This window comes from Allobosea sp. (assembly GCF_035999205.1).
Classification (GTDB): Bacteria; Pseudomonadota; Alphaproteobacteria; order Rhizobiales; family Beijerinckiaceae; genus Allobosea.
Genome location: NZ_DASYHA010000021.1, coordinates 211,072 through 223,378 on the forward strand (window position 1 = coordinate 211,072; position 12,307 = coordinate 223,378).

9 protein-coding genes are annotated in these 12,307 nt (G+C 66.4%); 6 read left to right on the top strand and 3 right to left on the bottom strand.

The genetic code is table 11. The annotated features are described in order from the left end of the window. The first annotated feature begins 124 nt into the window (after window positions 1-124). From VGN82_RS11670 to VGN82_RS11690, 5 genes are all read left to right on the top strand, one after another. Window positions 125-2,944 carry a valine--tRNA ligase gene (locus VGN82_RS11670; protein WP_327527181.1) on the top strand — a complete coding sequence of 940 codons (2,820 nt, stop codon included), beginning with the start codon at window positions 125-127 and terminating at the stop codon, window positions 2,942-2,944. Window positions 2,945-2,986: 42 nt separating this feature from the next. Beyond that, a complete protein-coding gene (locus tag VGN82_RS11675) occupies window positions 2,987-4,618 on the top strand; it encodes an alkaline phosphatase D family protein (RefSeq protein ID WP_327527182.1) in 1,632 nt (543 codons plus the stop codon). Between the two features lie 161 nt (window positions 4,619-4,779). Then, window positions 4,780-5,361: a YqaA family protein gene (locus tag VGN82_RS11680; RefSeq protein ID WP_327527183.1), complete on the top strand. Its 582-nt coding sequence runs from the start codon at window positions 4,780-4,782 to the stop codon at window positions 5,359-5,361. A gap of 285 nt (window positions 5,362-5,646) precedes the next feature. After that, entirely contained in the window at window positions 5,647-7,377 is a 1,731-nt protein-coding gene (gene ilvD, locus VGN82_RS11685) for a dihydroxy-acid dehydratase (RefSeq protein WP_327527184.1), read from the top strand. Then, window positions 7,364-8,311 (top strand): tetratricopeptide repeat protein, encoded by a 948-nt coding sequence (locus VGN82_RS11690; RefSeq protein ID WP_327527185.1) that lies wholly within the window; start codon window positions 7,364-7,366, stop codon window positions 8,309-8,311. Before ilvD ends, VGN82_RS11690 begins: the two co-directional genes overlap by 14 nt. A gap of 211 nt (window positions 8,312-8,522) precedes the next feature. Here VGN82_RS11690 and xth read toward each other — a convergent pair whose 3' ends face one another. Both xth and VGN82_RS11700 read right to left on the bottom strand, forming a co-directional pair. Beyond that, on the bottom strand, window positions 8,523-9,308 hold the full coding sequence (xth, locus tag VGN82_RS11695) for an exodeoxyribonuclease III (protein ID WP_327527186.1): 786 nt from the start codon (window positions 9,306-9,308) through the stop codon (window positions 8,523-8,525). A gap of 168 nt (window positions 9,309-9,476) precedes the next feature. Continuing rightward, the gene (locus VGN82_RS11700; RefSeq protein WP_327527187.1) at window positions 9,477-9,920 is read right to left on the bottom strand and encodes a BA14K family protein; all 444 of its coding nucleotides are present in this window, start codon (window positions 9,918-9,920) and stop codon (window positions 9,477-9,479) included. Between the two features lie 241 nt (window positions 9,921-10,161). On the opposite strand from VGN82_RS11700, the gene VGN82_RS11705 reads away from it, so the two are divergent. Then, window positions 10,162-10,737 (top strand): TIGR00645 family protein, encoded by a 576-nt coding sequence (locus VGN82_RS11705; protein ID WP_327527188.1) that lies wholly within the window; start codon window positions 10,162-10,164, stop codon window positions 10,735-10,737. A gap of 46 nt (window positions 10,738-10,783) precedes the next feature. Here the strand turns inward: VGN82_RS11705 and trpE are convergent, their stop codons facing one another. After that, window positions 10,784-12,307: an anthranilate synthase component I gene (trpE, locus tag VGN82_RS11710; RefSeq protein ID WP_327527189.1), complete on the bottom strand. Its 1,524-nt coding sequence runs from the start codon at window positions 12,305-12,307 to the stop codon at window positions 10,784-10,786.

The following is a 12,307-nucleotide window of genomic DNA, read 5'->3' on the forward strand; positions in this document are numbered from 1 at the left end:
CTGTTGCTGCGGGCGCTATGGTTGACGCGAGGGGTCTGCTTGGGCTCTTAAGTCCTCCGACCTTTCAGGCCTTAAATCCCACGGCCGGGGCTCGCCCCCGGCCGTTCTGCGTTCGAGCGAAGCGATGATGGACAAGACATTCGAGCCGGCCGCCGTCGAGGCGCGGATCAGCAAGGCCTGGGAGGAGGCGAATGCCTTCGCCGCCGGCCGGGGCGCTCAAGCTGGCGCCGAGCCCTATTGCATCGTGATTCCGCCGCCGAACGTGACCGGCTCGCTGCATATGGGCCATGCCCTGAACAACACCCTGCAGGACGTGCTCTGCCGCTTCGAGCGCATGCGCGGCAAGGACGTGCTCTGGCAGCCCGGCACCGACCATGCCGGTATCGCGACGCAGATGGTCGTCGAGCGCAGGCTTGCCGCCGAGAACAAGACCGACCGCCGCACGATGGGCCGCGAGGCCTTCCTGGCCGAGGTCTGGAAGTGGAAGGAAGAGTCCGGCGGGACGATCGTCAACCAGCTCAAGCGGCTCGGCGCCTCCTGCGACTGGTCGCGCGAGCGCTTCACGATGGATGAGGGCCTGAGCGCGGCCGTCCTCAAGGTCTTCGTCGGTCTGCACCGGCAGGGCCTGATCTACCGCGCCAAGCGGCTGGTCAATTGGGACCCGAAGTTCCAGACCGCGATCTCCGACCTCGAGGTCCTGCAGGTCGAGAAGACCGGCTCGTTCAAATGGCAGCGCGGTGGCGAGGACGCTTTCGACGCGGCCAAGCTCGACAAGGTCCTGACCAAGGACCCGAACGGGCATCTCTACTATTTCAACTACCCGCTCGAAGGCGTGACCTACGACGCCGACGACGCCTCGACCTTCATCACCGTCGCGACGACGCGGCCGGAGACGATGCTGGGTGACACCGGCGTCGCCGTTCATCCCGAGAACGAGAAGCTCGGACATCTGATCGGCAGGAATGCGGTCCTGCCGCTGGTCGGCCGCGTCATCCCGATCTTCGGCGACGACTATGCCGACCCCGAGAAGGGCACCGGCGCGGTCAAGATCACCCCGGCGCACGACTTCAACGACTTCGAGGTCGGCAAGCGGCACAAGCTCGCCGTGATCAACATCCTGGATGGCGAGGCGCGCATCCTGCTGGCCGACAACGCCGATTTCCTCGACGGCAGCGCGCCCGAGGCGGCGACGCTCGCGCTACACGGCCTCGATCGCTTTGCCGCCCGCAAGGCCGTCGTCGCCCTCATGGCCGAGCGTGGCCTGCTGGCCAAGGTCGAGCCCAACACGCACACCGTGCCACATGGCGACCGCTCCGACGTCGTGATCGAGCCCTGGCTGACCGACCAGTGGTATGTCGACGTCAAGCCGCTGGCGAATCGCGCCCTGAAGGCGGTGCAGGACGGGCGCACGAAATTCACGCCCGAAAGCTGGACCAAGGTCTATTACGACTGGCTGGAGAACATCGAGCCCTGGTGCGTCTCGCGCCAGCTCTGGTGGGGCCACCAGATCCCGGCCTGGTATGGGCCGGACGGCGAGTGCTTCGTCGCCGAATCCGAGACCGCCGCGCAGGCGCTGGCGGTCAACCATTATGGCGGGCCGGTGCAGCTCACCCGCGACGAGGACGTGCTCGACACCTGGTTCTCGTCGGCGCTCTGGCCGTTCTCGACGCTGGGCTGGCCTGACGAGACGGCCGAGCTGAAGCGCTACTACCCGACCGCGACGCTGGTCACCGCCTTCGACATCATCTTCTTCTGGGTCGCCCGGATGATGATGATGGGCCTCAACTTCATGGACGAGGTTCCGTTCAAGGACGTCTACATCCACGCCATCGTTCGCGACGAGAAGGGCGCGAAGATGTCGAAGTCGAAGGGCAATGTCATCGACCCGCTGACGCTCGTCGACCAGTACGGCGCCGACGCGTTGCGCTTCACCTTGGCTGCGATGGCCGCACAAGGGCGCGACATCAAGCTCGCGACCTCGCGCGTCGAGGGTTATCGCAATTTCGCGACCAAGATCTGGAACGCTGCCCGCTTCGCGGAACTCAACGGCTGCGCCCGTGCCGAGGGCTTCGAGCCGGCCAAGGTGAAGCAGCCGCTCAACCGCTGGATCCTCAGCGAGGCCGCCACCGCGGCCGACGAGATTGCGGCCGGTATCCCGACCTTCAAGTTCAACGAGGCCGCAGGCGCTGCCTATCGCTTCGTCTGGAACCAGTTCTGCGACTGGTATCTCGAACTGGCCAAGCCGGTGCTGCAGGGCGAAGGCGTCGACCCGGGCGAGAAGGCCGAGACGCAGGCGACGATCGCCTACTGCCTCGACCTGATCTGCCAGCTGCTACATCCCTTCATGCCCTTCCTCACCGAGGAGCTCTGGGCGCAGAAGGCAGGCGTCGGCGCTCCTCGCAAGGTGACGGAGGGCGACGACGCGCTCGTCTGCCTGACCCGCTGGCCGGATCTCTCGGCGCTGAAGGACGAGGCGGCGGAGGCCGAGATCGGCTTCGTCGTCGATCTGATCTCCGACATTCGCTCGGTGCGCTCCGAAGTCAACGTTCCGGCCGGGACACAGGCGCCGCTGGTGCTGGTGAACGCCTCCGGCGCGACCCGTGCGACAATCGAGAGCTGGCGGCCGATGATCGAGCGCCTGGCGCGAATCTCGGACATTGCCTTCGAGACGGCCTCTCCGGCCCAGTCGGCGCAGATCATCGTCCGCGGCGAGGTCGCGGCGCTGCCGCTGGCTGGCATCATCGACCTGGAGGTCGAGCAGGTGCGCCTGACCAAGGAACTGGCGAAGCTCGACCAGGACATCGCCGTCGTCGACAAGAAGCTCGGCAATCCCGACTTCATGGCGCGTGCGCCCGAGGAGATCGTCGAGGAGAACCGTGAGCGCAAGTCCGCGGCCGAGGCGCGCAAGCTCAAGATCGCCGAGGCGCTGGCGCGGCTTTCATAAGGGCGCTGCGATCGCGTTCGAGGGGCGGTGGGGGAGGCCAGGATGTTTCGCCGCAACGCCTTCGGACGTTTCGATCCCGACGATTTCGTCACCACGATCGGGACGCCATCGCGCCGGTCGCTGCTGCAGGGGCTCGCCGCCTCGGGCCTGCTGCTCGCGGGCGGACAGGCTCAGGCGCAGCGGCTCTGGGCCAACCCGGTCTTCAAGGCCGATCCGTTCTCGCTCGGCATCGCCTCTGGCGATCCGGCGGCTGATGGCTTCGTGATCTGGACGAAGCTCGCTCCCGATCCTTTGGCCGAGCATGGCGGCATGCCGATGCGGGCCGTCGAGGTCGCGTGGGAGGTCGCCGAGGACGACGCTTTCGCGCGCGTCGTGCAGCATGGCACGGGGCTGGCGCGGCCCGAGCTCGGCCATGCCGTCCATGTCGAGGTCGCCGGGCTTCAGCCGGATCGCTTCTATTTCTACCGCTTCACCTGCGGTGGCGTGCGCAGCCAAGCGGGGCGGAGCCGGACCTTTCCCGCGGCCGGGACTGCCGTCGAACGGATGCGTTTTGGCGTGGTCGGCTGCCAGCGCTACGAGGACGGCTTCTTCACCGCTTTCCGCCATGTCGCGGAGGAGCGCTTCGATTTCGTCTATCACTACGGCGATTACATCTACGAGTATCGCACGATCCGCCCGGGCGATCGGCCTTTGCCCGTCGCCAGGGTGATGCCCGGCGAGACCGACGAGATCTATGCGCTATCCGACTATCGTCGCCGCTACGCGCTCTACAAGCTCGATCCCGACCTCCAGGCCGCCCATGCCTCCGCGCCCTGGCTGGTCTCGTTCGACGACCATGAGATCGACAACGACTGGGCCGGCTTCGTCTCGGAGGAGGCGGGCGTGCCGCCCGAGATTTTCGCCCTGCGACGGGCGGCGGCCTTCCAAGCCTGGTACGAGCATATGCCGCTGCGGCGAAGCGCACTGCCGAACGGCCCGTCGATTCAGGCCTATCGCCGCTTCCGCTATGGCGATCTTGCCCAGATCGATGTGCTCGACACGCGCCAGTTCCGTAGCGACCAGCCTTGCGGCGACGGCTGGAGGAGCGGTTGCGCCGATGCGCTGAAGCCGGAGCGGACGATGCTTGGCCCGGCGCAGGAAGCATGGCTGGGCGAGGGCTTTCGCCTCCCACAGGCTCGCTGGACCGTGCTGGCGCAGCAGGTGATGATGATGCGGCGCGACAACGCCCCCGAGCCGGTCCGCGCCAGCTACCACATGGACAAATGGGACGGCGCGGTGGCGGCGAGGCAGCGCCTGTTCGACACGTTGACGCATGCGCGTGTCGTCAACGCGGTCGTGTTGACCGGCGATATCCACCAGAACTGGGCCGGCGAGCTGAAGGCCAATTTCGACGATCCGGCATCGTCGACGGTCGGCGTCGAATTCGTCGCGACCTCGATCACCTCCGGCGGCGATGGCGCGGCGATGACTCGGGCCGGCAAGGTCGGCCTCGAGAAGAACCCGCATATTCGCTATTTCAACAGCCAGCGCGGCTATATGCGCCACATGGTCGGCAGGGAGCACTGGCAAGCCGATTACCGGCTGCTCGAGCGCGTCACGCAGGCCGGCGCGGAAGTCGCGACCAGGGCGAGTTTCGTCGTAGAGGCCGGCAAGCCTGGCCTTGCACCGGCATGAGCGATCCGGTCGTGCCCGGATCCGGCCACGACTCCGTCTTCAAATTGACCTTCACGTAAGAGAACTCTGGCATTCTCCCGCCGAGACGGTTAGATGCGCGTCAGGTGCAAGCCTGCCATGCGCCTTGAAGCCAGTAACCCAGGACCGGTTGTTTCGTCACGATGCTCAAGCGAGCCTATGACTGGTGCGTCTCCTACGCATCCCATCCCGCGGCCCCCTGGCTGCTGTTCGCCATCACCTTCATCGAGAGCTCGGTCAGCCCGCTGCCGCCGATCCCGCTGCTCATCCCGATGTGCATCGCGCGGCCCGACAGGGCCTGGTTCTACGCCGGCATCTGCTCGCTCGGCGCCGTGCTCGGCGGCTATCTCGGCTATGCGATCGGGGCGCTGCTCTACGACTCCCTGGGCATGTGGCTGATCAGCCTCTACGGGCTGCAGGATAAGGCCGCGCATCTGATCCACACCTCGCAGGACTATTGGTTCTGGGTGCTGGTGACGAAGGGCCTGACGCCGATCCCGTTCAAGATCGTGACGATCATGTCCGGCTTCCTGCATTTCGACCTGCTGAAGTTCACCATTGGCATGGTCGTCTCGCGCGCCACCTTCTTCCTGATGATCGCGGTGGCGCTGCGCTTCTATGGCGACGACATCCGCATCTTCATCGAGAAGCACCTGCCGATGACGGCGCTGGCCCTCCTCGTCGTCGTGGTCGGCGGCTTCTTCGTCCTGCCCCTGGTGCTCTGACGCGCCGGGCCGGCGCGGGCGCTTTTGTGTCATCGGTGCAACAGTTTGGCTGATTGCGTCGACTTGGTCCCGGGCGGCTGGATCTGCCCCGATGCCGCCACAAAGCGCCCGCAGCAAGGAAGCGCGATAAGTCACTGAGATATAGACGAATTAAAGTCTGCCTTGCTGCTGGCGGAATTCGGTTCCGTAATGACTGGGGCAGGGGGGCTGGCGTTGCGCCCGGCTTGATCGGCGTGGCACATCTGCCACGCGCCTCAAGGCGCAGGGTGGGACGAGGAAAAGAAGATGGACGCGCGTGTCTTTGACAAATCCCGGCTGCCCAGCCGGCATGTGAGCGTCGGCCCCGCCCGAGCTCCGCACCGCTCCTATTACTACGCCATGGGCATGACGGCCCGGCAGATCGCCCAGCCCTTCGTCGGCGTCGCGTCCTGCTGGAACGAGGCTGCGCCCTGCAACATCTCGCTGATGCGCCAGGCCCAGGCGGTCAAGAAGGGCGTCGCCTCCGCTGCCGGTACGCCTCGCGAGTTCTGCACGATCACGGTGACCGACGGCATCGCCATGGGCCACCAGGGCATGAAGTCGTCGCTCGCCTCGCGCGAATGCATTGCCGATTCCGTCGAGCTGACCATGCGCGGCCATTGCTACGATGCGCTCGTCGGCCTCGCCGGCTGCGACAAGTCGCTGCCGGGCATGATGATGGCGATGGTGCGCCTCAACGTGCCGTCGATCTTCATCTATGGCGGTTCGATCCTGCCCGGTACCTTCAAGGGCAAGCCCGTCACGGTACAGGACGTCTTCGAGGCCGTCGGCAAGCACTCCGTCGGCGCCATGTCGGACGAGGACCTGCAGGAGCTGGAAGAGGCGGCCTGCCCGTCCTCGGGTTCCTGCGGTGCGCAGTTCACCGCCAACACCATGGCAACCGTCGCCGAGGCGATCGGCCTGGCGCTGCCCTATAGCTGCGGGGCGCCTGCGCCCTACGATGTGCGCGACACCTTCTGCTACACCGCCGGCGAGATGGTGATGGAGCTGATCGCCAAGAACATCCGCCCGCGCGACATCGTCACCCGTAAGGCTCTCGAGAACGCGGCCATGGTCGTTGCGGCCTCGGGCGGTTCGACCAATGGCGCGCTGCACCTGCCGGCGATCGCGCATGAATGCGGCATCGACTTCGACCTCTTCGCCGTCGCCGAGATATTCAAGAAGACGCCGTACATCGCCGATCTGAAGCCAGGCGGAAAATACGTCGCCAAGGACATGTTCGAGGTCGGTGGCATTCCGCTGCTGATGAAGACGCTGCTCGACCACGGTTACCTGCATGGCGACTGCATGACCGTGACCGGCCGCACCATCGCCGAGAACCTCGCCTCGGTGAAATGGAACGACCAGCAGGACGTGATCCGTCCTGCCAACAAGCCGCTCTCCGACAATGGCGGGGTCGTCGGCCTGCAGGGCAACCTCGCTCCCGAAGGCGCGATCGTGAAGATCGCCGGCATGCCGGCCGAAAGCCTGGTCTTCACCGGTCCGGCGCGCTGCTTCGACTGCGAGGAGGACGCCTTCGCCTGCGTCAGCCAGCGCGGCTACAATGTCGGCGACGTGCTGGTGATCCGCTATGAGGGCCCCAAGGGTGGCCCCGGCATGCGCGAGATGCTCTCGACCACCGCGGCCCTCTACGGGCAGGGCATGGGCGACAAGGTTGCGCTCATCACCGATGGCCGCTTCTCGGGCGCCACGCGCGGTTTCTGCGTCGGCCATGTCGGCCCGGAGGCGGCTGTGGGCGGGCCGATCGGCCTGATCCGCGACGGTGACATCATTGAACTCGATGCCATCACAGGAAAGCTCGCAGTCCGCCTTTCTGATGCCGAACTTGAGGAGCGTCGTAAGAGCTGGAAGCCGCGCAAGACCGACTACAATTCAGGCGCGCTTTGGAAATACGCGCAGACGGTGGGCTCCGCCAAAGGTGGGGCCGTCACCCATCCCGGCGGCGCGGCTGAGACCCATTGCTATGCGGATATCTGATCTCACGATCGCAGCATTCTTCCTCGTCCTGGGCGGCCAGCAAGCCTCCTGGGCGCAGGATGCCGTGGGCGGTCGTGGCCCGATTCCGCCGCGCCCGATTCCGGGCATCGCCCTGCCGGAGCCCGAGGTTGGGCCGGGCCCGGTTCCCGGCGCCGCGACCATCGCGCCGGCCCCGAACGCCCCCGCTGCCCACGCCGCGCTGCCGATGGCGCCCTTCAGCAGCGCCCGCGACGCCATCAAGGCGTGGATGCGCGACTCGACGGCCGGCGACCAGGCCGGCGCCGTCCGCGCGCTCGAATATGCAGCCGCGCAGGGGCATCTGACGGCGCAGTTCAAGCTGGGCCGGATGTACGCCGGCGGTGAGGGCGTTGCGGCCAACGATCTCAAGGCTTTCGAGTACTTCTCGAAGATCGCGGACGAGAATGCCGACGCCATCCCCGGCACGGCTGACGGCCGCATCGTCGGCAACGCTTTCGTCGCGCTCGGCGGCTATTTCATGGACGGTATCAAGGGCAGCTATGTGAAGCCCAATATCGACCGCGCCTTCGACATGTTCCATTACGCCGCCTCGTATTTCGGCGATCCGGAAGGCCAGTACAATCTCGGCCGGCTCTATATGAGCGGGCAGGGCACGCGCCGCGATGCCAGGCAGGCGGCGCGCTGGATGAAGCTCGCCGCCGAGAAGGGCTATGCCCCGGCCCGCGCCGTCTTCGGCGACATGCTGTTGCGTGGTGGCGAGGGCGTGCCGCGCCAGCCGGTGCTCGGCCTGATGTGGCTGTCGCTGGCCCGCGAGAGCGCCGACCCCAGCCGCGAGGGCTGGATCATCGAGCGGCATGACAATGCCTTCGCGACCGCCTCCGCAAACGACCGCACGGCAGCGCTCGCCATGATCGAGCGCCAGCAGGTCGCGGGCGCCCGCGCGTCGCAGCGCTGAGCGCAGCCGGACCGAAGCCTCATTCCCGGCCTTGGCGCAGCCCAGGCGGTTCTGACAAACGGCATCGCCGTCGGCCAGGACAACCAAGAAGTCCGACCCTTGCTGCTGATCCCTCCCCGAGAACGGGCAGCGGCGCATCATGTTCCATGATCAAGACGCCGTCGTCTCCGGCCTAGATCGCAACTCGCCGGATGGGGTCTCGTCGGGGCTGTCAGGCCGCCTTGAGATCCACCATCACCGGCACATGGTCGGACGGCTTCTCCCAGCCGCGGACATGCTTGACGATCTGCACGCCCGCGAGCCTGTCGGCCGCCTGCGGCGAGAGCAGCAGATGGTCGATGCGGATGCCGTTGTTCCGCTGCCAGGCGCCGGCCTGATAGTCCCAGAAGGTGTAGAGGCCAACCTCGTCGCTGCTGGCGCGCAGCGCCTCGGTCAGGCCGAGATTGAGCAGGCCGCGGAAGGCGCTGCGCGTCTGCGGCAGGAAGAGCGCATCCGACACCCAGGCGGCCGGATCGCGTGCATCGCGCGGCTCGGGAATCACGTTGTAGTCGCCGGCCAGCACGAGCGGCTCCTCGAGGGCGAGCAGCATCTGCGCATGGGCCTGCAGCCGCTTCATCCAGCCGAGCTTGTAGGGGTATTTCTCGGTGTTGGGCGGGTTGCCGTTGGGCAGGTAGATCGAGGCGAGGCGCACGACGCCGTCGCCCAGCGGCAGCACGCCTTCGAGATAGCGGGCCTGCTCGTCGGCATCGTCGCCGGGCAGGCCGCGCCGGACGTCTTCGAGCTTCGTTCGCGAGAGAATGGCGACGCCGTTGAAGGTCTTCTGGCCGTGGGTCTCGACCTGCCAGCCGGCCTCCTCGATCTCCCGGCGCGGGAAATCGGCGTCGACGCATTTGAGCTCCTGCAGGCAGAGCGCATCCGGCTCCGCCTCCTTCAGGAAGTCGAGCAGATGGCCGAGTCGCTGGCGGACGGAGTTCACGTTCCAGGTGGCGATACGCAAGGGACCGACTCCGAGTCTGACATTCACCGCGAGGTTCGCTGCGTTCAGGCACCGAGGATTCCTCACCGAGGATTTCTTGCACCAAGAACGGCCGCGCACCAAGAAAAAGCCTCCCGGCAGTGCTGCCGGGAGGCTCTCGAACTTGGCTGACCTAGCGGTCAGGACATGTCAGGGGCAGGCGCGAACCACGCCACCGGCGGCGATATAGGTCCCCGTCTCGGGATTGTAGCTGCGGAAGCGACGCGAGCAGTAGGCGACGGCATCGACGTCCTCGGCGCCATAGCCATAAGCACGCGGCGCCCCATAGACCGGAGGCTCGACATAGACGGGTGCGGGCTCGTAGTAGCGCGGAGCTGCGAGGGCGCCCGCAGCGAGCGCGCCGCCGAGCACGCCTGCGGCAATGCCGGCGCCAACGGCCGCGCCGCGGCTCGGTCCACGGTAGTAGCCATATCCGGGGCCGTAGTAGCGGCGGTACTGCACGGTCTCGACGAGGTCATTGCCGCCGGTCGTCAGAGCCGGTGCTGAAGCGGCACCGATCGGGGCTGCGCTTGCGGGCGCTGCCATCAGCGCGCCGCCGACGAGAGCAGCAGCAAGGGCCAGGGGCTTCATCATGGAATATCCTTTCCTCTCGGACGAGAGGAAGCTTGCGCGTTCCTCTGTTGATCTCGAAGTGTAACTCTCACGCCGTGATGGTGGAAGCCTTACGCACGATAGCGTCAAAAATTCGTCGCTGGGCTACGTGCATGATCATGCACGATACTTTTTCTGCCGATGGTTGCACGATAGCGCTTGGCGTCCGATCTAGCCTGCGCATATTTTTCGCCGCACCAGACATTCGAAGGACTTGAGACCCATGCCGCATCCCGGCCCGAAAGCTGCCGACCCCGCCATTGCCAGGGGGCTGCGGCCACTGCCCTTCATGATCTTCGGCTCGCGCTGGCTGCAGCTGCCGCTCTATCTCGGCTTGATCGTGGCGCAGTGCGTCTACGTCTTCCTATTCCTCAAGGAACTGATTCACCTCGTCACCCATGCGTTCGATTTCAGCGAACAGCAGATCATGCTGGTGGTGCTGGGCCTGATCGACGTGGTGATGATTTCTAACCTGCTGATCATGGTGATCGTCGGCGGTTACGAGACTTTCGTCTCGCGGCTGAAGCTCGAGGGCCATCCCGACCAACCGGAATGGCTGAGCCACGTCAATGCGAGCGTGCTCAAGATCAAGCTCGCCATGGCGATCATCGGCATCTCGTCGATCCATCTGCTCAGGACCTTCATCGAGGCCGGCAATATCGGAATCGCTGGCAAGACGGCGAACTACACGGAGGCCGGTGTCCTGCTTCAGACGCTCATCCATGTCGTCTTCATCCTGTCGGCGATCGGCATCGCCTGGGTGGACAGGATGACGGTGCCGGCCGGCAAGGGGCATTGATCCAAGCGGCGCCGAAGCCCATCGAGGCGCCCGCAAGCCGGCCGGGCTACTGCCCCCGGCCGACCCGTGCCGCGAAGCGGATCGCCTCTTCGGCGGCCCGGAACAGGGCCTTGGCCTTGTTGACGCATTCGGCCTGTTCGGAAGCCGGATCCGAATCGTAGACGATGCCCGCGCCGGCCTGGACATGCATGCGTCCGTCCTTGACCACGGCGGTGCGCAGCACGATGCAGGTATCCATTTCGCCGTTCGCGCCGAAATAGCCGATGCAGCCGCCATAGGCGCCGCGGGCATCGTGCTCGAGCTCGTCGATGATCTCCATCGCGCGGACCTTGGGCGCGCCCGATACGGTCCCGGCCGGGAAGCCAGCCGACAGCGCCGCCAGCGCATCGTGGCGCGGATCGACCTCGCCCTCGACGTTCGAGACGATGTGCATGACCTGGCTGTAGCGCTCGATGAAGAAGGAATCGGTGACCTTCACCGTGCCGATCTTCGCGACGCGGCCGACATCGTTGCGACCGAGATCGAGCAGCATCAGATGTTCGGCGCGCTCCTTGGGATCGGCGAGCAGCTCTTCCGCCAGCGCTTCGTCCTCGGCGACCGTCGCACCGCGCCGACGCGTGCCGGCGATCGGGCGAATCGTGACGGTGTCGTCGCGCAGCCGCACCAGGATCTCCGGGCTGGAGCAGACGATCTGGAAGTCGGAGAAGTCGAGATAGCACAGGAAGGGCGCGGGATTGACCCGGCGCAGCGCGCGGTAGAGCGCAAAGGGCGGCAGTGCGAAGGGGGCCTCGAACCGCTGCGACAGCACGACCTGGAAGATGTCGCCGGCGCGGATGTACTCCTGCGCCGAGGCCACCATGGCATGGAACTCCGCCTCGCTCGTATTGGAGACGATGTCCGGATCGGGCAGGGCTGCGATGTCGATCGCAGCCTCCGAAGGCAAGGGGCCTTCCAGCGCCCGCACCACTGCATCGAGCCGGTCCAGCGCCTGCTCCTGGGCCGCGCGCGCCGGCACGCCGGGCTGATGGCGCACCGGGGTCACGACGTGGATCTCGTCGCGCACCGAGTCGAACACGACCATCAGTGTCGGCCGCGTCAGGATCGCGTCCGGCACGCCGGTGCCGGTGTCCTTCGGCTCCGGCAGGCGCTCCATCAGCCGGACCATGTCGTAGCCGAGATAGCCGAACACGCCGGCCGCCATCGGCGGCAGGTCGATCTCGGCGTCCGCGGCCGGAATTGCGCTTTCCTCGAGGAGCGCGCGCAGGCTCTCGAAGGCCGGGCGCGGATCGGCCAGGAAGCTGTCGCCCAGGGCCGGGCGGCAGATCGAGGCCTCGCCGCGATGGCAGCGCCAGATCAGGTCCGGCTCGAGACCGATCATCGAATAGCGCCCGCGCACCGCGCCGCCCTCGACCGATTCGAGCAGGAAGGCCGGCCCGCTCGTGGCGTGCCGCAGCTTCAGGAAGGCGGCGACCGGCGTTTCGCAATCGCCGACCAGCACCTGACGCATCAGCTGAGGCGTACCGGCCTCATAGGCGGCGGCGAAACGCTCGTGATCCTCGGCGCTGGCCAT